The sequence below is a fragment of the Flavobacterium agri genome, assembly GCF_013401995.1.
GTDB classification, from domain to species: Bacteria; Bacteroidota; Bacteroidia; order Flavobacteriales; family Flavobacteriaceae; genus Flavobacterium; species Flavobacterium agri.
Window position 1 is genome coordinate 494,905 of sequence record NZ_JACBJI010000001.1, and the last position, 24,209, is coordinate 519,113.

The 24,209-nt window shown below is 48.4% G+C and carries 19 protein-coding genes; 13 read left to right on the forward strand and 6 right to left on the reverse strand.

Annotation, left to right across the window (positions count from 1 at the left end):
* The first annotated feature begins 195 nt into the window (after positions 1 to 195).
* Together HZF10_RS02375 and HZF10_RS02380 are read left to right on the forward strand one after the other, a co-directional pair.
* Positions 196 to 1,017: a DUF3822 family protein gene (locus tag HZF10_RS02375; RefSeq protein ID WP_176004577.1), complete on the forward strand. Its 822-nt coding sequence runs from the start codon at positions 196 to 198 to the stop codon at positions 1,015 to 1,017.
* Positions 1,014 to 1,565, forward strand: coding sequence for an RsmD family RNA methyltransferase (locus HZF10_RS02380; RefSeq protein ID WP_176004578.1), 552 nt, complete (start codon positions 1,014 to 1,016; stop codon positions 1,563 to 1,565). Before HZF10_RS02375 ends, HZF10_RS02380 begins: the two co-directional genes overlap by 4 nt.
* Here the strand turns inward: HZF10_RS02380 and HZF10_RS02385 are convergent, their stop codons facing one another.
* From HZF10_RS02385 to recG, 5 genes are all read right to left on the reverse strand, one after another.
* The gene (locus HZF10_RS02385) at positions 1,566 to 2,429 is read right to left on the reverse strand and encodes a bestrophin family protein (protein ID WP_176004579.1); all 864 of its coding nucleotides are present in this window, start codon (positions 2,427 to 2,429) and stop codon (positions 1,566 to 1,568) included.
* Between the two features lie 76 nt (positions 2,430 to 2,505).
* Positions 2,506 to 3,804: a TolC family protein gene (locus HZF10_RS02390; protein WP_176004580.1), complete on the reverse strand. Its 1,299-nt coding sequence runs from the start codon at positions 3,802 to 3,804 to the stop codon at positions 2,506 to 2,508.
* A complete protein-coding gene (locus tag HZF10_RS02395; protein WP_176004581.1) occupies positions 3,801 to 6,905 on the reverse strand; it encodes an efflux RND transporter permease subunit in 3,105 nt (1,034 codons plus the stop codon). Before HZF10_RS02395 ends, HZF10_RS02390 begins: the two co-directional genes overlap by 4 nt.
* Positions 6,902 to 7,966, reverse strand: coding sequence for an efflux RND transporter periplasmic adaptor subunit (locus HZF10_RS02400; RefSeq protein WP_176004582.1), 1,065 nt, complete (start codon positions 7,964 to 7,966; stop codon positions 6,902 to 6,904). Before HZF10_RS02400 ends, HZF10_RS02395 begins: the two co-directional genes overlap by 4 nt.
* Positions 7,967 to 8,232: 266 nt before the next feature.
* Positions 8,233 to 10,335, reverse strand: a complete 2,103-nt coding sequence (recG, locus tag HZF10_RS02405; RefSeq protein ID WP_176004583.1) for an ATP-dependent DNA helicase RecG — start codon at positions 10,333 to 10,335, stop codon at positions 8,233 to 8,235.
* A 197-nt stretch (positions 10,336 to 10,532) separates the two neighbouring features.
* On the opposite strand from recG, the gene HZF10_RS02410 reads away from it, so the two are divergent.
* The 6 genes from HZF10_RS02410 to HZF10_RS02435 all read left to right on the forward strand — a co-directional run bounded on the left by HZF10_RS02410 (position 10,533) and on the right by HZF10_RS02435 (position 17,796).
* Complete coding sequence (locus HZF10_RS02410) at positions 10,533 to 11,186, forward strand: CDP-alcohol phosphatidyltransferase family protein (RefSeq protein WP_176004584.1); 654 nt, start codon at positions 10,533 to 10,535, stop codon at positions 11,184 to 11,186.
* Positions 11,179 to 12,132: a phosphatidate cytidylyltransferase gene (locus HZF10_RS02415; protein ID WP_176004585.1), complete on the forward strand. Its 954-nt coding sequence runs from the start codon at positions 11,179 to 11,181 to the stop codon at positions 12,130 to 12,132. The genes HZF10_RS02410 and HZF10_RS02415 overlap by 8 nt, the downstream gene beginning before the upstream one ends.
* Before the next feature lie 2 nt (positions 12,133 to 12,134).
* Positions 12,135 to 12,788 (forward strand): lysophospholipid acyltransferase family protein, encoded by a 654-nt coding sequence (locus HZF10_RS02420; protein ID WP_176004586.1) that lies wholly within the window; start codon positions 12,135 to 12,137, stop codon positions 12,786 to 12,788.
* Positions 12,789 to 12,832: 44 nt separating this feature from the next.
* Entirely contained in the window at positions 12,833 to 14,905 is a 2,073-nt protein-coding gene (locus HZF10_RS02425; RefSeq protein WP_176004587.1) for a M1 family metallopeptidase, read from the forward strand.
* Positions 14,902 to 15,807: a patatin-like phospholipase family protein gene (locus HZF10_RS02430; protein WP_176004588.1), complete on the forward strand. Its 906-nt coding sequence runs from the start codon at positions 14,902 to 14,904 to the stop codon at positions 15,805 to 15,807. Before HZF10_RS02425 ends, HZF10_RS02430 begins: the two co-directional genes overlap by 4 nt.
* Positions 15,808 to 16,029: 222 nt before the next feature.
* Positions 16,030 to 17,796 (forward strand): hypothetical protein, encoded by a 1,767-nt coding sequence (locus tag HZF10_RS02435; protein ID WP_176004589.1) that lies wholly within the window; start codon positions 16,030 to 16,032, stop codon positions 17,794 to 17,796.
* 90 nt (positions 17,797 to 17,886) lie between these two features.
* On the opposite strand, the gene HZF10_RS02440 is transcribed toward HZF10_RS02435, so the two are convergent.
* Positions 17,887 to 18,408 carry a DUF7935 family protein gene (locus HZF10_RS02440; RefSeq protein ID WP_176004590.1) on the reverse strand — a complete coding sequence of 174 codons (522 nt, stop codon included), beginning with the start codon at positions 18,406 to 18,408 and terminating at the stop codon, positions 17,887 to 17,889.
* A gap of 267 nt (positions 18,409 to 18,675) precedes the next feature.
* On the opposite strand from HZF10_RS02440, the gene HZF10_RS02445 reads away from it, so the two are divergent.
* From HZF10_RS02445 to HZF10_RS02465, 5 genes are all read left to right on the forward strand, one after another.
* Complete coding sequence (locus HZF10_RS02445) at positions 18,676 to 21,012, forward strand: ATP-dependent helicase (RefSeq protein WP_176004894.1); 2,337 nt, start codon at positions 18,676 to 18,678, stop codon at positions 21,010 to 21,012.
* Positions 21,013 to 21,055: 43 nt separating this feature from the next.
* Entirely contained in the window at positions 21,056 to 21,448 is a 393-nt protein-coding gene (locus HZF10_RS02450; RefSeq protein ID WP_176004591.1) for a PH domain-containing protein, read from the forward strand.
* Entirely contained in the window at positions 21,441 to 22,343 is a 903-nt protein-coding gene (locus tag HZF10_RS02455; RefSeq protein ID WP_176004592.1) for a tetratricopeptide repeat protein, read from the forward strand. The genes HZF10_RS02450 and HZF10_RS02455 overlap by 8 nt, the downstream gene beginning before the upstream one ends.
* 125 nt (positions 22,344 to 22,468) lie before the next feature.
* Positions 22,469 to 23,089 (forward strand): L-threonylcarbamoyladenylate synthase, encoded by a 621-nt coding sequence (locus HZF10_RS02460; RefSeq protein ID WP_176004593.1) that lies wholly within the window; start codon positions 22,469 to 22,471, stop codon positions 23,087 to 23,089.
* 137 nt (positions 23,090 to 23,226) lie between these two features.
* Positions 23,227 to 24,123 (forward strand): EamA family transporter, encoded by an 897-nt coding sequence (locus tag HZF10_RS02465; RefSeq protein ID WP_176004594.1) that lies wholly within the window; start codon positions 23,227 to 23,229, stop codon positions 24,121 to 24,123.
* Positions 24,124 to 24,209: the final 86 nt, after the last annotated feature.

The window sequence follows — 24,209 nt, forward strand, 5'->3', positions numbered from 1 at the left end:
TAAACATCCTGACAGCGAAGGAGGAAACTTTAATTCGAGATCTTTCTGTCCATTCTGTCAATATATAGAACAGATCCATTTTGTCAAGCATTTCACATTTTACATTTCACCAATTACCAATCACGAATCACCAATCACTATTCACCAATCACTATTCACCACCAATCAATCAAAAAATTCCCTAAATTCGCCCCCATGCTGGTCAACCGCCCAAACATCACCGAAAAGAATTATCGCAAGCTCAGTGTCCGTGTGCGTCCCGACGGTTTTACGTTCTGTACGACCGATACGCTAAGTGATACTATATTGTCTATGAAGGACATCCGTTTTACAGATGTGGGCAACGGTCACAATGCCGAGGATTTTTATTCGAAGGCGTTTACCCAACACGAGGAGCTACACCAAAAATACGACGAGGTCGTGGTCACGCACGAAAACGGCTTGAGTACGTTTGTGCCACAGGCGCTGTTCGACGAGAATTTCCTCGGGAGCTACCTGCAATACAACGTCAAGGTTTTCGAAACCGACCTTGTGGCGTTCGACGAGCTTCCGAATTACGGCATGAACAACGTGTATCTTCCGTTTTCGGGTATCAACAATTTCCTGATCGACAAATTCGGCGATTTCGAATACAGGCACGTGAGCAGTATTTTGGTTTCCAGATTGCTCGATTCCTCTAAAAATATCGAAGAAAAACAAGTGTTCGCACATTTTACCGATAAGCGCTTCGACCTCGTGGTCGTACAGAACCAAAAGCTGTTGCTGTTCAATACCTTCGAGTACAGGACCAAAGAAGACTTTATTTATTACCTTTTGTTTGCGGCCGAACAGCTCAACCTGAATCCCGAATTCTTTAAATTGCAGCTTTTGGGAGATATTTCGGAAGAAAGCGACTGTTACCGGATTGCCTACACGTATGTGAGGCACGTGTCGCTTCTCGACGTTTCGCGTCTGCAGTTGCGCAACGAGTTTACCGAAGCCGACAATCGCAAGCACTTCATACTTTTCCAATCGTGAGGATCATTTCCGGACAATTCAAGGGCCGTCGCATCAGCGCGCCCAAAAATCTTCCCGTGCGTCCTACGACCGACATGAGCAAGGAATCGTTGTTCAATATCCTCAACAACCATTTCGATTTCGACGGATTGCGCGTGCTCGACCTTTTTTCGGGAACGGGCAACATCAGTTATGAGTTCGGATCGAGAGGCGCGGGCCAGATCGTTTCGGTGGATGCCGATTTCGGTTGCGTCAAATTCATAAAACAGACTTCGGCCGAATTCGATTTTCCTATAACGGCCATCAAAAGCAACGTGTTCGCGTTTTTGGAAAAAGCCTCGGGCGAATACGACATCATTTTTGCCGATCCGCCTTACGACATGGCACAAAAAGACTTCGAAAAAATCGTGCTTTCGGTTTTTGAAAAAGGATTGTTATCGCCAGAAGGCATGATGGTCATCGAGCATTCCAAATACACGAAAATGGAAAGCCTGCCCAATTATTCGTTCCAGAAAGGATACGGAGGTTCGTTTTTTACGTTTTTCGAATTCGCTTCAGAAGACGAATAATCAAAGCAATTCACCTACATGCCTGCGGATGTTCTCCGAAATCTTTCGCGTAGGCAAATCGTTTTCGTCGTCTCCGAACGGTTCCTCGATTTCTTCGGCGATCAATTCCAAACTGGCCAATACGTAAAATATGAAAACGACCACGGGAACTACATAATAACCCAGGCTGAACGCGTATCCGAACGGCAAAGTCAATACGTAAATAAAGATGAATTTCTTGATGAACGCGCTGTACGAATACGGGATCGGCGTGTTTTTGATGCGTTCGCAAGCCCCGCATATATCGGTAAACGACTGGATTTCGGCATTTAGGATGATCAATTGGTCGCCCGTGATTTTCCCTTCGGCATACAACGCATTGACGCGCTCGAACAATTGGGCCGCGATCTGGTTAGGTTTGTGCTTGTGATGGTCGATTTCCAAATCTAAACCGTCGAACAATTGCTGTGCGGTTTCGCTGTCGTTAAGGTGCGTATGCAACACGGCCGCGTAATCGGGAATCATTTTCCTGAAAAAAGCCTTGTCGTTCTCATTTTTGAGGATCACACCTAGTTTTAGCGCAAAATTGCGGCTGTTGTTGACCAATCCGCCCCATAATTTTCGGCCTTCCCACCAACGGTCGTAAGCGGTATTCGTCCTGAAAACCAGCAATAACGAGATTACGAATCCGAGCATGTTGTGCATCAGATTGATGTTCCGGATATAGTTTTTCTCGGACAATTGCCAATATTCCACTTCAAGCCATCCGATGACGCCCGAATAAACGCCGATGCCTAACATGAGTGGCCACAGTTTATGGAACGTGTCCGATTTTTGGATCAGGAAAATAAACGAAAACCAATCTTTGGTGTTGTACGAACGCATTCGGCAGTTTTGAGTTTGAGTTATAGGTTATGGCTTGGCCGATGCGAATTTCTAAATTTTGGATGGAAATACGAAATCAGAACGTCAAGTTTCCTGCAAGTTCGCGCAACGTGATTTCCGAAACCTTGGCGTTGTACTTGGCGATGCTGTGACGCACTTGGGCATTCACATAGTTGAGTTGGGCCGTTCGGTATTCGATAGTCGGAATCGTGCCGATGCGGTATTTGTCCATCGTGATGTCGAGGTTTTGCTTGGCGATCTGCTCGTTTTTCGATTCGAGCTCGATCAAGCTGATGTTCGTCAGATACGTCTGGTAAGCCGAATTCAATTGAGATGAGATCACCTGTGTTTGCTGGTCGATCAGCAATTTGGAGTTCTCGATCTGAAGTTTGGCGACCTTTTCGTTTCGGTTCTGGTTGAATCCGTTGAAGATGTTCATGCTTGCCGCGAATCCGTACGCTAGACCATTTGCTGAAGTTCTCGACGTAAACCCAAGGCTGTTGCGCGTTTCCACGAAATTATAACCGGTACTCACGCTCACGACCGGCAAACGTTGGGCTTTTACGGCCTTGAGGTTGTATTCGGCTATGTTTTTATTGATGAGCTGCAATTGTAATGACGGATTCTGTTTTTGAGCCAAATCTTCGAGAGTAGGAAGCAACAGTGCATTGTCTACCGAAATTTCATCGGCGACGCGGAAATCGGTCTTGACATCGCGTGCCATCAATTGGTTGAGCGCGATCTTGGAATTGGCGAGCATTTCCTTGGCGCGCAACAGGTTGGTCTGGTCGGTGTTCAAATCGACCTGCGCATTGAGTTCCTCGAGTTTGCTCGCTTTTCCGATCGTATAACGGTTGTGCGCCAATTCGACCCGTGCGCGCGAAATGATAAGCGTAGAATCGAGAGCGGCCAATTGTTGTTGCTGTTGCACAAGGTCGTAATACGCGGCCAGCACATCCGAAACGCGTGTCATGACCATAAGCTGCAATTCGACCTGTCCTTGTTTCTCTATGGCTTTGAGTTGGTCGTATCTCGCGAACATGCCGAATCCGTCAAAAACCGTCCAATCGAGCGCGACGCCGTAATTGAGGTTGCTGTTACGCGCATTGTCGAGTTCCTGTGTCGTGCCGTCGCTGCGCGTTTGCGAACTGCTTTGGATGCTGTTATTATCGGTGACACTTCCGACTACGCTTGGCAACATGCCCGCATTGCCGATCGTATTGTTGGTCTTGTCAATGTTCAGGTCGTTTTTCGCGATGCGGATGTCGTAATTGTTTTCGACGGCAATCTTAACGGCATCTTCGGGCGTAATTAATTCTTGCGCGTCCGCACCGAAATAAATAATTGAAATAAAAAATAAAAGAATACTTCTCATATAGCGGCCTGGCTTTCTTTTTCATATTGTTCGGCGTGTTCGAATTCTGGACGATGCACGCGCTGTTTTGACCAAAGCGAATAAATCGCGGGAATCACGTAAAGCGTGAGCACGAGCGAAAAGATCGTTCCGCCCACGATCACGACGCCCATTCCGATACGGCTTGTAGCGGCGGCACCTAACGACAACGCAATCGGCAAAGCACCTAACGCAATGGCCAGACTCGTCATCAAAATAGGACGCAGACGCGCTTCGGAAGCTTCAATGATCGCTTCCATTTTAGGTTTGCCTTGTTCGCGCAACTGGTTCGCGAATTCGACGATCAGGATTCCGTTCTTCGTCACGAGCCCGATCAACATCACCGTTCCGATCTGGCTGAAAATATTCCACGTCTGGCCGAAAAGCCACAGCGACAATAAAGCTCCGGCAACCGCCATCGGTACGGTCAAAATGATGATGAACGGATCGAGGAAACTCTCGAATTGGGCCGCGAGGATCAGGTAAATCAAGAGCAACGCCAACCCGAAAGCGAACAACGTATTCGACGAACTTTCTACGAAATCACGCGATTCTCCACCCAAATCGGTGGTAAAAGTATCGTCGAGCACTTTGGCTTTGATGCGATCCATGGCCTCGATACCGTCGCTGATCGAATTTCCGGGAGCCAAACCTGCAGAAACCGTCGCCGACATATAACGGTTGTTGTGATACAACTGCGGCGGACTGCTTTGTTCGTTGACTTTTACGACGTTGTCCAGCTGGATCAGTTGCCCGGCCGAATTCTTGACGAACATAGACGTCAGATCAAGCGGTTTCGAACGGTCGACTTCCTCGAATTGGCCCATGACCTGATACTGTTTGCCGTTTCGCATAAAATATCCGAAGCGTTGTCCCGACAGCGAAAGTTGCAACGTCTGGGCGATGTCCATAACCGAAATGCCAAGACTTTCGGCCTTTTCACGATCGATCGTCACGTTGATTTCGGGTTTGTTGAACTTGAGGTTGACATCGGAATTCGAAAACGTGGGATCGTTGCTGACTTCGTCCATAAATTCGGGAATCTTTTTCTGCAATTGCTCGAAATCCTGCGCTTGAATGATGTATTGGATCGGGAATCCGCCGCGACGGTTCACCGCAATCGTCGGTTGCTCGGAAACGCTGACTTTGGCCTCGGGGTAACGCTTGGTCCATTTGGTAAGCTTGTCGGCGATTTCCTTTTGGGTGCGATCGCGTTCGTCTGGTTCGGTGAGTGCGATCCTCACGCGTCCGCTGTTGACCGAAGAAGACCCGAAACCGGGAGAAGTGATCACGAGCGACACTTTCTTTTCGGGAATCGAATCGTCTATCAATTGCGACATTTCGGTCATGAAACGATCCATGTATTGATAGGTCGCGCCTTCAGGTCCGGTAATGTTCATCCCCACGAAACTGCGGTCGTCGTAAGGCGCGGTCTCTTTCGGAAGTATCGTGTAAAACAACACGATGAATCCTATACACACGACGATTATCGGAAAACTCAGCCAACGCCTGCCCATGAATTTTTGCAGTGATGCGGCATAGCCTGAATTGAGTTTTTCGAAATAGGGTTCGGTGAATTTATAGAATCTGGATTTTTTTTGTTCGCCTCCTTTCATCAGGTACGCGTTGAGCATTGGCGTGAGCGTCAGGGAAACGAAGGCCGAAATCAGGACCGCCGCGCCGATCACGACGCCGAATTCCCGGAACAATCGCCCCACGAAACCTTCGAGGAAAATGATCGGAAGGAAAACCGCGGCAAGCGTGATCGAAATCGAGATCACGGCAAAGAAAATCTCGTTCGAACCGCGAATCGCCGCTTCGATCGGAGACATGCCTTCCTCGACTTTCTTGAAAATGTTTTCGGTGACGACGATTCCGTCATCGACGACCAACCCCGTGGCCAAAACGATAGCGAGAAGCGTCAAAACGTTGACCGAAAACCCTAACAAATACATGATGAAGAACGTCCCGATAAGCGAAACCGGAATGTCGATCAACGGTCGGAACGCAATCGCCCAATCGCGGAAAAACAGGTAAATGATCAGGATGACGAGCACGAGCGCAATTCCTAACGTTTCCACCACTTCGGTCACCGATTTCTTGATGAAAACCGTATTGTCGATCGCGATGTTGAGCTTCAAATCTTTCGGAAGCGTCTTTTTTAGCTGGTCGTATTGTTTGTAGAATTGGTCGGCGATGTCGATGTAATTCGTCCCAGGTTGCGGCACGATCGCCAAACCGACGAGCGGCAAGCCCGAAGACGTCATTTTCGTCTCGAGGTTTTCGGGACCGAGTTCGGCATAACCAACGTCGCTCAAGCGCACGATCTTTTCGCCTTGCGCCAGTATGATGATGTTGTTGAATTGCTCGGGTTCAGACAGGTTTCCCATTGTCTTGACGAGCAACTCGGTATTCTTTCCCGTGAGTTTTCCCGACGGAAGTTCGATGTTCTGTGCGTCCAAAGCGGTGCGTACGTCCGAAACGGTAACACCGTATGAATTGAGTTTTTCAGGGTCGAGCCAGATGCGCATCGCATAGCGTTTCTGTCCCCAAATCTGTACCGAGGAAACGCCCGGAATCGTCTGCAAACGCTCGGCAATCACGTTTTCGGCATAATCGGAAAGTTCGAGCGGGTCGCGCGAATCGCTTTGTACGGTCATCGTGATGATCGGTTCCGAATCGGCGTCGGCTTTAGAAACCACGGGCGGCGCATCGATGTCCTGAGGCAAACTTCTCACGGCTTGAGAAACCTTGTCGCGCACGTCATTCGCGGCTTCCTCAAGATTTTTTTCGAGCTCGAATTCTACCGTGATGTTGCTCGAGCCTTGGTTGCTCGACGAGGTGATGTTTCGGATTCCGTCTATCGAATTGATCGCTTTTTCGAGCGGTTCGGTAATCTGGGATTCAATGATGTCGGCGTTCGCTCCCGTGTAATTCGTGCGCACCGAAATCTGTGCAGGATCGATCGACGGAAATTCGCGCACACCCAAATACGTGAATCCGACCACGCCGAAAAGGATGATCGCCAGATTCATCACGATCGTCAACACCGGACGTTTGATACTCAGCGTCGAAAGGCTCATGATTTGGTCGTTTTTTGGATTCGGACTTTTACGGGCGCTTCGTCCTTGAGTGTCATGACACCGGTCGTGATTACGGTATCGCCGGCTTTAAGACCGGAAAGGATCAGGATTTCGGCATCGGTTCTCGTCGCGGTCTCGACCTTGATTTCCTTGGCTTTTCCGTTATCCGAGATAAATACTTTTTTTCCGTTTTGGATCGGTACGACGGCTTCGGTAGGAATCACGATGGCGTCCTTGATTTTTTGAAGTGGCAACTGCACATTCGCAAATGTTCCCGGAAGCAGTTTTCCATTGGGATTTTGGGCAATCGCGCGCATCCTCAACGTTCTCGTGTCTACGGCGATTTCGGGTTCAATCGCGTAGATTTTGGCCGATAAAGTATCGGTATTTCCGGCAATGGTAAAGGCCACAGTTGAATTGAGCGTCATTTGGGATGCGTATTTCTCGGGCACAGAAAACGTGATTTTCACATCGGAACTGTTTACGAGTTTGGCGACGATGGTTTCGGCCGTCACATATGTTCCGGGAGAAATCGAGCGCAGTCCGATTTTGCCCGAAAAAGGGGCGCGTACCGACGTTTTTCCGAGTTGCGCCTGTATCAATTGGGTTTCGGCTTTCGCGGATTTGAAATCGGCGCTTGCTATGTCGTATTCTTCACGGCTGATGGCTTCTTTCTCGAGCAGCAGTTTGGCGCGTCTTTCGTTTTCAGACGCCAATTGCTGTGCGGTCTGTGCTTTCGAAAGTTGGGCGCGCAGCTCTACATCGTTTACTTTAAAAAGGATTTGGCCTTTAGAGACGACCATACCCTCACTGAAAAAGATTTTCTCTACGATTCCGGCGACTTCACTGCGCACGTCTATCGATTCGTTGGCTTCGATCGAACCCGAAAGCGATAAGTTATTGTCAAAATCCTGAGGCTTGGCAATGACGCCGGCGACCGTTTGTGGTTTCTTCGGGCCTTTGTCTTCTTTCTTGGCTTCTTTGTTGGCCGAAATCCGATAGAAAACCAAAGCGCCGACACCTACGGCCAAAAGTGTATAAACAATGTATTTAACCTTCATTTTTGTGGGAGCGAATGTGAGTTTCACGTACAAATCTAAGCGAATGCAAAACGGTTTTCGGGAGTGTTAATTTTTATTTAACAACTGTTTGGGAAACAGCTAAATCCCGCGTTGTTGCTGGAAAACTCAATAAGACGAAGGCTTTTGGTAAAGGTTTAAACGGTTGGATGTTAATTTTTGCACTGTCAGAATTAATTTTCTGAAATACAGCGGTTTGTGTTTGGTTTGTTTTAAGCCCGAAAAGTAGAAATCCGTTCTGTTTTAAATCAACTGATATAATTCCAGATATTCTTTTTCCTCGTCAATTCCATATACACCTGACGCATCGTAGCATGTTCGGGTTTTTGCATCGCCGGATCGTCCTTTAGGATTTCGAAGGCGAAATTGCGCGCATGGGCCAAAATGTCACGGTCGCGCACGATGTCGGCGATCTGGAGGTTCAAAACGCCGCTTTGTTGCGTTCCCATCATGTCGCCAGGGCCGCGCAGCTTGAGGTCGACTTCGGCGATTTCGAAACCGTCGTTGGTGCGCACCATGGTTTCCATACGCGTTTTGGAATCGTGCGAAAGCTTGTGTCCCGTCATCAAAATACAATAACTCTGTTCGGCACCGCGACCGACGCGACCTCTTAGCTGGTGTAGTTGCGACAATCCGAAGCGTTCGGCCGATTCGATGATCATCACCGAAGCATTGGGCACGTTCACACCGACCTCGATCACCGTCGTGGCGACCATGATGTTCGTCTTGCCTTTTGAGAAGCGCTCCATTTCGGCGTCCTTGTCGGCGGGTTTCATCTTTCCGTGGACGATGGAAACCGAATATTGCGGCAACGGGAAATCGCGCGAGATGCTTTCGTATCCGTCCATCAAATCTTTGTAATCCATTTTGGATGATTCCTCGATAAGCGGATACACGATATAAATCTGTCGTCCTTTCGCGATTTCGTCCTTTATGAATTTCCACACTTTGAGGCGATTGGCGTCGTATCGGTGAACCGTTTGTATAGGTTTGCGTCCCGGCGGAAGCTCGTCGATGACCGAAACGTCGAGGTCGCCGTACAAACTCATCGCGAGCGTACGCGGAATAGGAGTGGCGGTCATCACCAGAACATGGGGCGGAATGTCGTTTTTCTTCCACAGTTTCGACCGTTGCTCGACTCCGAAGCGATGTTGTTCATCGATCACGGCCAAACCTAAATTGTGGAATTTGACTTTGTCTTCGAGCAACGCGTGCGTACCGATCAGGATGTGCAACGAACCGTTTTCAAGTTCCTCGTGAATGATTTTCCGATCTGGAGCTTTGGTTGAACCCGTGAGGATTTTAATATTGATTCCCAATCCGGTAGCCATTTCGCTCAATCCTTTGAAATGTTGGTTCGCGAGGATTTCGGTCGGCGCCATGAGACAGCTTTGGAAACCGTTGTCGAGCGCGATCAGCATACTCATCAAAGCGACCATCGTCTTGCCCGAACCTACGTCTCCCTGAAGCAGTCGGTTCATTTGGGCCTCATTGCCCATGTCGTTGCGGATTTCCTTGATCACGCGTTTTTGGGCGCCAGTGAGTTCGAACGGCAGGTGGTTTTGATAAAAATCGTTGAAGTATTTGCCGACTTGTTTAAACGGATGGCCTTTGATTTTATGCTTGCGGATCAGGTTTTTCGTAATCAGCTGCAATTGGATGAAGAACAGTTCCTCGAATTTGAGGCGAAATTGCGCCTTAGCCAAAACCTCGGTACTTTTCGGGAAATGGATGTTGAACATCGCGGCTTTTTTCGGGATCAGATGCGCGTCCTTAAGCAATTGTTCGGGCAACGTTTCGGCAAAATTCGCCTGTGTCTCCAAAAACAATTGTTGCATCATTTTATTCACGGTACGATTGCTGATGCCGCGATTGGTAAGGGTTTCCGTCGACGGATAAACGGGTTGCAAAGCCGTGCGCAGACTTTGTTCGTGTTCGGTGAGCAGTTCCATTTCGGGATGCGCGATGTTGTAAAATCCGTTGAAAGCCGTAGCCTTTCCGAAAACCACCAAAGGAACGCCGATCTTGATGCTTTCGCGAATCCATTTGATGCCCTGGAACCAAACGAGGTCCATTTGACCCGTATCGTCGGCGAAACTGGCGACCAACCGTTTGCCTTTGCCTTGCTCGACGGTTTTGACGTGTACGATTTTGCCGATGATCTGTACTTCGGCATTGCTCTGGTTGAGCTCGTTGATCTTGTAATATCGCGTGCGGTCGATGTAGCGGTTCGGGAAGAAATTCGCGAGGTCGGCATACGTCGAAATCCCCAATTCCTTGCGCAATAGCTGTCCGCGCGCCGGTCCGACGCCTTTGAGGTATTCGATAGGAGTTTGCAGTAAGTCGGCCATGGGAATCGTATGCGAATATAGTGAAATGTCGAAAGTCGAAAATCGAAATGTCGTCGGCACCGATCTAAAATTACGTTTCCCAAAAACAACATCATTATAGTTTTTCTGCCTCAAATCATAAATTCTCAAACTCTTGCAATCTTTCCACCTCAAAATACCTTCCGTCATTTCCCAAAAACTTTTCCTATTTTGGACACATGGAAAACCAAAACTCAAGCCGTCGCCCGATTGCTTCAAGAGATTCGGGTTGGGCACGTAAAACCGCAGCGGCATTGGCATCGGCGGGATTGACGCCTAATTTCATTTCGGTCCTCAGTATCGTATTCGCAGCGGTTTCGCTTGTCGCTTTCGTACTTTGGAAAGATTGCGGTCTTAGCGGATTCGTCGCGTTCCCGCTTGCGATAATCGGTATCCAGGGTCGTTTGGTGATGAACTTGTTCGATGGTATGGTCGCGGTAGAATACGGCAAGAAATCGGCTGTCGGCGGATTGTACAATGAAGTGCCCGACCGCGTGAGCGACACGTTGATCCTGATCGGCGCGGGTTATGCCGTAACCGATATGCAATTTGGCATGACGCTCGCGTGGGTAGCGGTTTGTCTTTCGGTTGCGACGGCTTACATCCGCACTTTGGGCGCATCGCTCGGAACGCCTCATTATTTCATCGGGCCTATGGCCAAGCAACATCGAATGGCCTTGCTGACTCTGGCTTGTGTCGTGGCTTTGTTTTACGTTCCCGCGATTTGGTATGCGCTGATCGTGATGAATGTCGGATTGGTCGTGACGTGTTTCCGTCGGCTTTCCAAAATCTCCAACTATCTCAACACCAATTTCCCCGTAGACAATGGATAAGATTTTCCGCCTCGATTTTTGGCAAAAGAACGACCTCATGATCGTCGTTTCCCTGATTTTCGCGATTTTGATTTTCGCGACGCTGCTGTTTTTCGTCATGGGATTGATAAAATCCAAAGCCAATCTCACAGAACTCAAGGCCAGGACGCGTTCGTGGTGGTTCATGTCGTTGATTTTCATAGGAGCGACGCTTATCAACAGCACGATTTCGTATTGCGCACTCGCGTTACTGTCGTTTTTTGCGTTCCGCGAACTGTATTCCCAACTCGATTTCAGGCATTCGGACAGGCGTGCGGTCTTTTGGGCATTTTTGGCGATCCCGATCCAGTATTATCTCGCGTATATCGGTTGGTACGGCGCGTTCATCATCTTCATTCCGGTGGTAATGTTCCTGTTTTTGCCGATGCGTCTCGTACTCAAAGGCGATACCGACGATATCATCAAATCGATGTCGCTGTTGCAATGGGTGTTGATGCTCACGGTTTTCGGAATCAGCCACATGGCGTATTTGTTGTCGTTGCCCGAAATCCCGACGTTCGAAAGCGGTGGCCGAGGATTGCTGCTGTTTCTGGTTTTCCTCACCGAAATCAACGACGTGATGCAGTTCACTTGGGGAAAATTGCTCGGCAAACACAAAATTATCCCGAAAGTGAGCCCGAACAAGACTTGGGAAGGTTTTATCGGCGGTATTTTGTCGACGACCGTCATCGGATATTTCCTTGCGTTCCTGACACCTCTCGAACCGTTGACGTGCGCTTTGGTAAGTTTCGGTCTTGCGATTTCAGGATTCGTGGGCGATATCGTGATGTCTTCGGTAAAGCGCGACATCGGAGTCAAGGATTTGGGTACGTCGATTCCGGGACACGGAGGCGTTTTGGACCGTATCGATTCGCTCGCGTACACGGCTCCGGTTTTCTTTCACCTCGTTTATTATCTCGCTTATTAGATATGCAGAAATACGTTTTGCGTTTTACGTACAAATGGGCATTGCGTCCGTTTTTGAGGTTGTTCGTCGGCGTGAATTTCGACGCGCCCGAATTTCCGCCGGCGGGCGAAATCTTCATCGTCGCGGCCAACCACAACAGCCATCTCGACACGATGACGATCATGGCGTCTCTGCCGCGTTCTGTGTTGCACAAAGTACGTCCGGTTGCGGCCGCCGATCATTTCGGAAAGACGAAAACGAAGGAAAAACTCGTCAATTATTTCGTGAATACATTGCTTATCCAACGTAAACGCGACAAAGACAACCCCGAAAACGATCCGATCAACCGTATGATAAAAGCCATAGACGACGGATATTCGCTCGTGCTTTTCCCGGAAGGCACGCGTGGAGAACCCGAAGTGCGGCAACCGTTAAAACCCGGAATCGCACACGTTCTTAGAGCGCGTCCGCACGTGCATTACATTCCGGCCTATATGAGCGGTATGGGAAAAGCGATGCCCAAAGACGACAGCCTGATCGTGCCTCATACTTCGCGCATCGTGTTCGGGAAACCGCAATTGGTCGGCCAACACGAGATCGAACACATCATGGAACGCATCGAATCGGACTTCGAATCGTTGAAAGCGCGAATCAACCCTGTTAAAAAGACACCGTAGTTTTTGGCTTTTCCGATTGCGCGCGTTTTTCTATTTTTACCGTGATGCGATCCAACTACATTTTTTTGCTGCTTTTCGGCACTTCTATTTTTGCACAGGTGCCGAATCCGGTCGATTTCAAAACGGCCAACGGAAATCTTTTCCCCGATTATGCCAACCGTTCGATAAAAGGCGAGGCGCGTTATGAATTCGACGTGGCCAAAAAGCCCGATACGATTTTCATCGATGCCCAGAATATGGATTTTTCGGAAGTGGAAATCAACGGAAAAGCCGTCAAATTCGCGCATTCGGCCAAACAACTCAAGCTTTTCCAAGGTTACAAAAAAGGCAAAAACGTACTTACGCTGCAGTATTCGGCCAAACCCAAACAGACGCTGTATTTCGTCACGGCCGGAAACGACCATCAAATCTGGACGCAAGGACAGGGAAAATACACGAGCCATTGGTTTCCGAGTTTTGACGACGTAAACGAGAAAGTCGTTTTCGGATTGACGATTACTTACGATAAAGCCTACCAAGTCATCTCGAACGGTTCGCTTCAAAGCAAATCAAGCGACGGCCAATCGACCAAATGGAGTTTCCAGATGAAACAACCGATGAGTTCGTATTTGCTTATGCTCGCCATCGGGAAATTCGAACGGCACGACGTGGTCGCCAAATCGGGAACGCCTTCGGAATTGTATATAGAACCCGGCGATGCGTCCAAATTCGAACCCACGTATCGCTATTCCAAACAGATTTTCGATTTTTTCGAGAAGGAAATCCAGTTCGATTATCCTTGGGACGTGTACCGACAAATTCCGGTGCGCGACTTTTTGTACGGCGGAATGGAAAACACCACGGCCACGATTTTCACTCGCGATTACGTTTGTGACGACATAGCGTTCAACGACCGCAATTACGTGAACGTAAACGGACATGAGCTCGCGCACCAATGGTTCGGAGACGTGGTCACGGCAAAATCGGGCAAGCACCATTGGTTGCAGGAAGGTTTCGCGACGTATTACGCACTTTTGGGCGAACGTGAGGTTTTCGGTGACGATTATTTCTACTCCAAATTATACGATATGGCCATCAACCTGCAACAGGCGGCCAAAACCGACACGATTCCCGTGATGAACGAAAAGGCGAGTTCGCTTAGTTTTTATCAGAAAGGCGCGTGGGCGTTGCATGTTTTGCGCGAGAATGTCGGTGCCGATAATTTCAGGAAAGCCGTAAAGACGTATCTCGAAAAATACAAATTCCGAAATGTGGAAACCGACGATTTCCTTAACGAGATCGCCAAAGTCTCGAATTACGACGTGGCGGCGTTCAAGAAACGATGGTTGGAAACCGCCGGATTCGAAGTCAACGAAGCGATCGGACTTTTGAAAAAGAACGCCTCGATGCAAAAGTATTTCGAAACGGGCGAGATGGGAAGCCAACCGTTCGCCGAAAACAAATCGGCGTTCGAGGATTTGATGCGTTCGGATGCGTATTTCCCGATCAAGGAACAAGTCGTTTATTTGGTCGGAGACGTGCCGTTCGAACAAAAAAAGGAGCTGATCGATTTGGCGATGAAGACCAACGAGGTCAACGTACGCCAAGCCGTCGCACGTACGACCAAGAAAATCCCGGCGGAATTCCAGGCGCAATACGAAACGCTGCTCGACGACAAATCGTACATCACACAAGAGATCGCATTTAACGCATTGTGTCGTGATTTCCCTGAAAACCGAGCGAAATATCTCGACAAGATGGACGGGCGCATCGGCATGAACGACAAGAATATCCGGCTGTTGTGGCTCGCGCTCGCATTGTCGACAAAAGAATACCGACTCGAAAAAAAAGCGGGTTATTACGACGAACTTTTTGGTTATGCGCAGGCCGGAGAAGAAGCATCGGTGCGACAGGATGCGATCGAAAAACTGTTGTACATTGATAAAGGCGACAAAAACGTGCTGCCGTTGCTCGTCAATGCGACCGTACACCACAAATGGCAATTCTCGAAATACGGACGCGACAAGATCCGCGAAAAGCTCAAATTGCAGAACACGCGCAAATTCTACGAGGAATTGCTGCCGACATTGCCCGAAAACGAAAAAGCCCAACTTCAACGCTTAATCGACGAAAAATGAGAGCGCTCGTAATATCCGGAGGCGGAAGCAAAGGCGCTTTCGCAGGCGGCGTCGCCCAATACCTGATGGAAGTCAAAGGCCATAAGTATGACTTGTTGCTCGGCACATCGACGGGAAGTTTGTTGATTCCGCACCTGGCGCTTGGCAAAGTCGAAAAGATTCACGGGATTTACACCAATGTCACGATGGACAAGATCTTCAACGTGAATCCGTTTATCGTCAAAAAACGCGATGGCGTGGAAACCGTCGCGATCAACCACTTCAACGTGATCTGGCAATTCCTGCGCGGAAGAAAGACGTTCGGCGAAAGCAAGAAGCTGCGCAAATACATTCGCAAAAGCTTTACACGGGCCGAATTCGAAGAACTCAAACACTCGGCCTGCAACATCGTCGTCACGGTTACGAACCTGTCCAAAAACGAATGCGAATACAAGTGCATCAAGGATTTTTCGTACGATCAATTTTGCGATTGGATTTGGATTTCATGCAATTACGTGCCGTTCATGAGCCTCGTCAAAAAAGGCAAATCGGTTTACGGAGACGGCGGATTTTCGGCACTTGTCCCGATCCGTGAAGCCATCCAAAGAGGCGCGACCGAAGTAGACGTCGTCGTTTTGGAGACTGAAACCTTGACTTCGCCGAGGGCCGTCGGTAAAAATCCATTCTCGCTAATGGTCGATTTGTTCGGGACGTTGCTCGATCAGGTCGAAAAGCACGACATCACGATCGGAAAACTTTCGGCCAAGAACAACAACGTCAAACTCAATATTTTCTACACACCGACTTCGCTTACCACAAACGCGCTGGTCTTCAATAAGGACGCGATGAAAAAATGGTGGGAGCAAGGGTATGAGTACGCGCAGAATAAGAGTGAGATCATGAGTGAGGTGAAGGAGTTGTAGGATTCCAAGCAGCAAATTCCAAATTCCAAATTCCAAATTCCAAATTCCAAATTCCAAATATTTCCGTTACTGGACCGGAATACTAAGTTTACACGCAGAATGAGTGAAGTGAATGAGGCATCGATTTAACATTGGTATTTGGAATTTTATTTTTTGGAATTTTCTACGGTAGGGTATTTCCATTTTCAACTGTTTGGTTACTATCAACTAAAACCATAACGTATGAAAAAGACCAAATTACTCTTAGCCTTGTTTTGCGCCGCGAGCCTTTTCGTGAGTTGTAACGAAGATGACGGAAACAACAACGGCGGGCCGTCGGGATCCGATTTCGAACAGAATTTCGGCGCTACCGTTTCAAGAGATTTTATCGGACAGGTCGTAAACGTCAACAACCAGGCGGTTTCCGGAGCGACGGTAAAAATCGGTTCGACGACCACACAAACCGACGAGCGCGGCATGTTCGCGATCAACGGTGCTTCGGTACACGAAAAATTCGCGTATATGACCGTCGACAAGATGGGTTATTTCCAGGGTTCGCGCTCGCTTGTGCCGACTTCTGGCAAGAACAGCGTGAAAATCATGCTCGTTCCGAACACGCCGACCGCAACCGTATCTTCTGGAGCTTCAAGTGAGGTCACGACCGATTCGGGCAGCAAAATCCTTTTTGACGGATCGTTCGAGGACGAAAACGGAAATGCGTATTCGGGAGACGTTTCGGTTTCGGTATTCCATCTGAAACCGTCTGATGACAACATTTCGAGCCTTATGCCAGGCATGTTGTACGCCGAACGCGAAAACGGAAACGAAGCCGCGCTCGAGACTTTCGGTATGATCAACGTAGAACTTCGCGGAAGCGGCGGACAGATCCTGCAACCGGCCGAAGGACATCCGGCAGGTATCGAGGTCGCGATCGATAATGCGCAGATGGCATCGGCTCCAAGCACGATTCCGTTGTGGCATTTCGATGCTGCCAAAGGTTGGTGGAAAGAAGACGGTGTGGCCATTCGCCAAGGAAACAAATACGTTGGTGAGGCTTCCCATTTCTCATGGTGGAACTGCGATGCTCCGTTCCCGACGACACAACTCACCATAACTGTCAACGACGCCGACGGAAATCCCATCGCAAATGCGGGAGTAGGCATCACGTTCGGAGGCTGGAATTGGCCGAATATCGGCTACACGAGTATGAACGGACAAGTCAGCGGATTGGTTCCTGCAAACGAAACTCTAACGATTACTGTTTACGACATCTGCGGAGGTATCGCTTACACGGCGACCCAAGCCCCGATTTCATCGGCTACTTCGGTTACGCTTACGGTTTCGGGTGGTTCGGCACAAACGACTTTGGTCGAAGGGACGCTTCAGGATTGCGACGGGAATAACGTCACCAACGGCTATATCTACATGCATTACGGAAATACGTCGAGCTGGGCGAACGTGACCAACGGCAATTTCAGTTTCACGACTTTGGTGTGTAGTCCGGGACAGACTTTTACGTTGCAGGCTGTCGATTTGGCGAACTTCCAGGAAACCGATTCGATCACGTACACGTTCACGACTCCTGTGACCAACGTCGGCAATATCCAGACTTGTAATGCGATCGACGAATTCATTTCTTACCAGGTAGACGATGAACCGACAGTATATATCGTACAGGAAGTGAGCGCCTATCTCGGCGGACAAGGCCAGGTGAACGGCCTAACCATTTCGGGTTGGAACGAAACCCCGAACACACCGAACGGATTCGAATCGCTTTACATCTACAGCGGAAACACGAACGTTCCGGGTGTGTATTCGACGGCACAATTTTCACTCGAGGGCACTTTGGGATACATTTTCTCGGGCACGACGAACGATATCGTGTTCAATTTGACCAGCGTTGGTGCGGTCGGCGAATATGTAGACCTGAATTTCAGCGGAACTTACGTCGGACAAGACATGCAAACCCATACGGTTACCGGTGTCGCCCACGCGATCCGGACGAATTGATGAAAAAGAAGTTTTTAAGAGCCTTCCAGTTTGGGAGGCTTTTTTTTACTTGATCGAAAAAGAAAAGCCTCCGTATTTGGAGGCTTGCTTTTATATCAAATCCCTGACTTCATTCCTGATGTAAGCCAGCGCCGCCGTACTCGGGCTCGGATTGTCGAACGATCCTTTTATCACGGCTTCGCGAAGATTGTCGGCATCGGTGACTTCGGCCTGGGCCGCATATTTGCGCAACAATTGAACGGTAGCGTTTTTGGCCGTGACGACAACGCCCCAACATTCGTCGCTCATGTAAATCTGTTGGGTCAGGTTGTGCTCGAATTCCTGGTCGATCTGGGCGACCACATAATTTGCGTAATCTTCTTTCTTGTCTGAAATCGGAGCGACGCGAATCAGGATTTTTGCCGGGTCGATGCGCTCCAAAAACAAGGTCATGCGCTCGTACGCCTGTAATTTCAACGGAAGCGAATCCTGTCGGTTCTGTCGCAACAGCGCGAAACGTCTTTTATTTTCGTCGTTCTTCATGAAATTGTTGAAAACTCCGTAAACCGTAACCGCGGTGATTGCAGCGGGAAGGCAGTAAAAAAGCAGTTCGAATAATTTGTCTTCGTTCATTATTGATGTCGTTTGAAGGCAAAAGTCGGAATTAACCCGCAATCTGCCAATGTTAGCGCAAAGATTTAAAAATTCTGTCGAGTTGGGTTGTATCGATGGCACAAAATTGAAAAGTAGGAATTCTGGAAACGTTTGGCGCGTGGTGACTTCCGAACTTTCCGATTGTTAATAAAAACCACTCGATTTCTTTTCGGACTTATCGGTTTTTTAGCACTTTGCCATTTGGAATTTGCCGTCCGGAACTTTAATTTTGCGCGCTTGGAACCTATCGAAAAATACATCTCCGGACTTAACGACGCCCAACGCGCCCCGACCTTGCAGAAAGACGGCCCGATGATCATCATCGCCGGTGCGGGATCAGGAAAAACGCGTGTACTGACCATCAGGATCGCCTACCTGATGTCTCAGGGAATCGACGCCTTCAACATTTTGGCTCTCACGTTTACCAACAAGGCGGCACGTGAAATGAAATCGCGTATCGCATCCATTGTGGGAAACAACGAGGCAAAGAATCTTTGGATGGGAACTTTCCACTCGATTTTCGCAAGGATTTTGCGTGCCGAATCAGACAAACTCGGATATCCGTCGAATTTCACGATCTACGATACTCAGGATTCCGTTAGGCTTATCGGAGCGATCATCAAGGAAATGCAGCTCGACAAGGATATTTACAAACCAAAGCAAGTTTTGGGCCGTATTTCGTCGTATAAAAACAGCCTGATCACGGTCAAGGCATATTTCAACAATCCAGAGCTTCAGGAAGCCGATGCGATGAGTAAAAAGCCGCGTCTCGGAGAAGTCTACCAAAATTACGTCGACCGCTGTTTCAAGGCCGGTGCGATGGATTTCGACGATTTGCTTCTCAAAACGAACGAGCTTTTGGCGCGTTTTCCCGATGTCCTGAACAAATATCAAAACCGCTTCCGATACATCCTCGTGGATGAGTACCAAGATACGAACCATTCACAGTATTTGATTGTTCGTGCTTTGTCGGACAAATTCCAAAACATTTGCGTGGTCGGTGACGATGCGCAGAGTATTTATGCGTTCCGGGGCGCGAACATCAACAACATCCTCAATTTCCAAAAGGATTACGAAGGTGTGCAGACGTACCGCCTCGAGCAGAATTACCGTTCGACGCGCAACATCGTCGAAGCCGCGAATTCCATCATAGACAAGAACAAGACCAAGCTCGACAAGGTCGTTTGGACGGCCAACGACGACGGGCCGAAAATAAAAGTGCACCGTTCGCTTACCGACGGTGAAGAAGGCCGATTCGTGGCCGGCGAGATTTGGGAACAGAAAATGCAGCAACAGTTCAACAACGGGCATTTTGCGATCCTGTACCGAACCAACGCCCAATCGCGCGCCATGGAAGACGCCTTGCGCAAACGCGACATCCCGTACCGCATTTATGGCGGCTTGTCGTTTTACCAGCGCAAGGAAATCAAAGACGTTTTGAGTTACCTGCGGTTGGTCATCAATCCGAAGGACGAGGAAGCTTTGGTGCGTGTGATCAATTATCCGGCACGCGGTATAGGCGATTCGACTGTGGAAAAACTTACGGTCGCGGCCAACCATTACAAGCGCTCGATTTTCGAGATCATGGAAAATCTCGACAGGATCGATCTCAAACTCAATTCGGGTACACGCAAGAAACTCGACGATTTCGTCACGATGATCAAGAGTTTTCAGGTGCTTAACGAAACCCACGATGCGTTTTTCCTGGCCGAACACGTGACCAAGAAAACCGGGCTTGTCATGGAACTCAAAAAGGATGCGACGCCCGAAGGAATCGCACGTATCGAGAACATTGAAGAGCTTTTGAACGGTATCAAGGATTTTATCGAAGGCCAGAAGGAAGTGGACGGCGCCAGAGGAGCGCTTTCGGAATTCCTCGAAGACGTCGCGCTTGCCACCGATCTCGATAAAGATACGGGCGATGACGACCGTGTCGCACTCATGACGATCCACTTGGCAAAAGGACTTGAGTTTCCTTATGTTTTTGTCGTCGGGATGGAAGAAGACCTGTTTCCGAGTGCGATGAGCATGAACACGAGAAGCGAACTCGAGGAAGAAAGACGTTTGTTCTATGTAGCGCTCACACGAGCCGAAAAACAGGCGTACCTAACCTATGCGCAATCGCGTTACCGTTGGGGAAAACTCACCGACAGCGAGCCTTCGCGTTTCATAGAGGAAATCAAACCCGAGTATCTCGAATACCTCACGCAGCCCGAAACGAATTACCGTTACAAGCCGATGATCGACATCGACATTTTCGGTGACGTCGACAAATCGAAGTTGCGCCAGACCAAGCCTACGAACGGCACGCCTCCGAAATGGGTTACCGATAACGAACCGAAGCCGGACATGAACATCCGTAAGCTGAAACCTGTGAACAGTAGCGGTAGTAGTGGCAGTTCCGCGAATCTTTTCGACGGAAAGCTCGTTCCCGGAAATATTGTGATGCACGAGCGTTTCGGCAAAGGCGAAATCCTCAATCTCGAAGGAGTAGGAGGCGACCGCAAAGCCGAAATCCGATTTGAAGTAGGCGGAATCAAGAAATTGTTGTTGCGTTTCGCGAAGCTTGACGTGATCGGGTAATTTTTGGTGGATTCCGTTTATCTTGCAAGGATAATAATCAATCATGGAAATAACGATCCGATACAGGAAGAATCAAGTGTTGTGGCCGTTGACCATAGGTTCGTCCCTTGTCGTTTGCGGTGTAGTGTCACGGTTTTACGGCTCATCCGAAGTGGTCGGATTTATTGGCATCGGTGCGCTATGGATCGGCATAGCGCTTCATAAATGGCATTCTGGCTACCTGACATTGGGCGAAAATTTCATCCGACGCAATGATTCACCTTTTTTCAAAAAAATCGAGTTGTCTCAAATTACCGAAGTGAAAAAGTTCGCGGGCGACTGGATCATAAAACACGGAAATAGCAAAGAACTTGTGATTTCTCCTCAAGTCATGGATGAGCAAGGTCTTGCCGATTTTGAAAAATTCCTCACGAAATTGGATTGCGCTAATGTTTAGAAGACTGTTTCCCATATTCGCCATTTTGATGGTTTGCGGTGTGCAAGCCCAGGATTTCCGCGAACAATTTAATGGGTTTTTCAAAGACAAGGACACGATCGGCCAGCAAAAAACACTTAGAGAATGGGAAGCGAAACGAAAAAACGATCCCGAATTGTACGTGGCGCGTTTCAACTATTACTTTTCGAACGCGCGCCAGGAATTGCTGCATCTGGGCAATAATCCAGAAGGGAAAGAAGCTTTTGCGCTACAGGATTCCACAGGAAATACAGTAAGTTACCTGTATCAGGGCGACACGAGTTACGATCCGAAAAAGTTGGGATCGGCGATGAAAACCATAAACGAGGCGATCGCCAAATTTCCAAAAAGGCTCGACATGCGTTTCGGAAAGACATACGCACTTGGCGAACTGCGCGATTGGAAAAACTTTACCGACGAAATCATCGCGACCATCGATTATTCGGATAAAATCAAGAACCAATGGCTTTGGCGCGACGGTAAGCCTGTAGACGACCCTAAAAACTTTATGCTCGGCAGCATCCAAGGCTATTTCAACCAATTGTATGAAACCGAAGACGACGCGCTTTTGGTCAACATGAGACGTATCTCGGAAACGGTTCTTAAGTATTATCCCGACGACGTGATGAATTTGTCGAACCTTGCGATCCTCAAACTTCTCGACAAGGATTTCGACGGCGCATTGGTACTGTTGCTCAAAGCCGAAAAACTCGCCCCCGACGATACGGTCATTCAGAACAACATCGCGATGTGCTATTCCGAAAAAGGCCAATACGACAAAGCGATCGCTTATTACGAGAAAATGTTGCCTAAATCGGATGAGGAAAGCAAAGTGAGGATACAAAAACGCATCGAGGTGCTTAAGCAGAAGAAATGACTTCTTCTATTTGAAACCGGCACAACAGGAATCCATCTAAAGTATTCCGGCCGTCTTAAAATTGCGATTTCAGATTTTTGGTCGTATCTTCATTAGCAATTGAAATCATCATTCAATATCCCAAAATGGCCCAATTCATAAAAATATACGAAGACAAACCCAGTGAAGCCGCCATACAACGCGTCGTCAAAATATTGCGCGAAGGCGGCCTCGTGATTTATCCGACCGATACGGTTTACGGTTTGGGTTGCGACATCACGAATTCGAAAGCGCTCGAGAAAATCGCGCGCATCAAAGGAATCAAGCTCGAAAAAGCGAATTTTTCTTTCGTGTGCAGCGATTTGAGCAATCTGTCCGATTACGTGAAACAGATCGACACGGCCACGTTCAAACTGCTCAAGCGTGCGTTGCCCGGCCCTTATACGTTCATTTTGCCCGGAAACAACAACCTTCCGAAGGAATTCAAAAAGAAGAACACGGTCGGTATCCGTGTGCCCGACAACAATATAGCGATAGAAATCGTGCGTCAGTTGGGCAATCCAATTGTTTCTACCTCTATTTACGACGAAGACGAAGTGCTCGAATATTCTACCGATCCCGAATTGATTTTCGAAAAATGGCAGAATCTCGTAGACGTCGTCGTCGATGGCGGCTATGGAGGCAACGAAGCGTCCACTATCATCGATTTGTCGGGTTATGAGCCTGTCGTAGTTCGTGAAGGTAAAGGCGACGTGGACATTTTTTAGTTTGGCCGCGAATGACACAAATTTCACTAAATCTATTTGTGATATTCGTGTCATTTGTGGCTAAATCATTTAATGCGCAGCTTTTTTAGGCATATAGACATCTTGCACTTTAGCGCTCCATCACTACCTTTGCCCAAATGAACAACTCCCGCTACTACCTTAGTGCCGTTTCGGCTTTCCTCATTTGGGGATTGTTCAGTTTGGCGCTGCGTCCGATCAAACAATTTCCACCACTCGAAATTTTGTTCTACCGCATCATCACGTGTTTGGTTTTGCTTGTGGTGTTGGTATTCGTATTTCGGAAGAAATCGGTTTCGGACACGAAAAATTTCCTCAAGAATCTGTCGGTTACCCAAAGACGCAGCCTTATCCTGTGGAATCTGCTCGCCGGACTATTGCTGACTTCCAACTGGTTCATCTTTATCTACGTGATGAATTTCGTGAGTGTGAAAGCCACGTCGCTCGCGTATCTCGTATGTCCGATATTGACGGCCGTCCTGGCCAATCTTCTGCTCAAGGAACAGATGAAGAAACTGCAATGGGTCGCGCTTCTCGTTGGCGCAATCGGTTGTTCGATGCTCGCGCTGGGTCATTTTATGGATTTGCTGCTGAGTATCTTAATTGCTTTCTCGTATGCGTTATACTTGATTTTGCAGAAAAAAAACGCCGGTATCGACAGTTTCGTAGTCCTTACGCTACATGTTTCCATTGCGGTTTTGGCGCTGTTGCCGGTACTTCCGTTTTTCGAGGTAGGAATGCCCACGGAGCCGAAATTCTACACGTTCATCCTGATTATCGCGACCTGTTTTACCATTTTCCCGATGTTCCTGAGTTTGTACGCGCTTAAAGGGATAAAATCGTCTACCGTCGGTATGCTGATGAACATCAACCCGATCATCGCCTTCGCGCTTTCGGTGTTCCATTTCAATGAAGAAGCCGATGCGTGGCAATATGCGGCGTATTCGGTGGTTTTCGTGTCGGTGGTTTTGTTCAATATTCCGGCTTTGATAGGAAGAAAAGAAATTGCTGCCTGACGAAATTGACCGTTCGCTTGCGCCAAATCGCCATTCGCCTTTTTTCTTTTTCTACCGCTTTTTCACAATCGTAGGTTTGCCAAATA

Bases quoted from the DNA above. Each gene is read 5' to 3' on its own strand.
- HZF10_RS02385 (WP_176004579.1), bottom strand. From the start codon at position 2,429: ATGCGTTCGTACAACACCAAAGATTGGTTTTCGTTTATTTTCCTGATC.
- HZF10_RS02460 (WP_176004593.1), top strand. From the start codon at position 22,469: ATGGCCCAATTCATAAAAATATACGAAGACAAACCCAGTGAAGCCGCC.
- HZF10_RS02430 (WP_176004588.1), top strand. From the start codon at position 14,902: ATGAGAGCGCTCGTAATATCCGGAGGCGGAAGCAAAGGCGCTTTCGCA.
- HZF10_RS02395 (WP_176004581.1), bottom strand. From the start codon at position 6,905: ATGAGCCTTTCGACGCTGAGTATCAAACGTCCGGTGTTGACGATCGTG.
- recG (WP_176004583.1), bottom strand. From the start codon at position 10,335: ATGGCCGACTTACTGCAAACTCCTATCGAATACCTCAAAGGCGTCGGA.
- HZF10_RS02440 (WP_176004590.1), bottom strand. From the start codon at position 18,408: ATGAACGAAGACAAATTATTCGAACTGCTTTTTTACTGCCTTCCCGCT.
- HZF10_RS02415 (WP_176004585.1), top strand. From the start codon at position 11,179: ATGGATAAGATTTTCCGCCTCGATTTTTGGCAAAAGAACGACCTCATG.
- HZF10_RS02375 (WP_176004577.1), top strand. From the start codon at position 196: ATGCTGGTCAACCGCCCAAACATCACCGAAAAGAATTATCGCAAGCTC.
- HZF10_RS02465 (WP_176004594.1), top strand. From the start codon at position 23,227: ATGAACAACTCCCGCTACTACCTTAGTGCCGTTTCGGCTTTCCTCATT.
- HZF10_RS02450 (WP_176004591.1), top strand. From the start codon at position 21,056: ATGGAAATAACGATCCGATACAGGAAGAATCAAGTGTTGTGGCCGTTG.
- HZF10_RS02425 (WP_176004587.1), top strand. From the start codon at position 12,833: ATGCGATCCAACTACATTTTTTTGCTGCTTTTCGGCACTTCTATTTTT.
- HZF10_RS02420 (WP_176004586.1), top strand. From the start codon at position 12,135: ATGCAGAAATACGTTTTGCGTTTTACGTACAAATGGGCATTGCGTCCG.
- HZF10_RS02400 (WP_176004582.1), bottom strand. From the start codon at position 7,966: ATGAAGGTTAAATACATTGTTTATACACTTTTGGCCGTAGGTGTCGGC.
- HZF10_RS02435 (WP_176004589.1), top strand. From the start codon at position 16,030: ATGAAAAAGACCAAATTACTCTTAGCCTTGTTTTGCGCCGCGAGCCTT.
- HZF10_RS02410 (WP_176004584.1), top strand. From the start codon at position 10,533: ATGGAAAACCAAAACTCAAGCCGTCGCCCGATTGCTTCAAGAGATTCG.
- HZF10_RS02390 (WP_176004580.1), bottom strand. From the start codon at position 3,804: ATGAGAAGTATTCTTTTATTTTTTATTTCAATTATTTATTTCGGTGCG.
- HZF10_RS02455 (WP_176004592.1), top strand. From the start codon at position 21,441: ATGTTTAGAAGACTGTTTCCCATATTCGCCATTTTGATGGTTTGCGGT.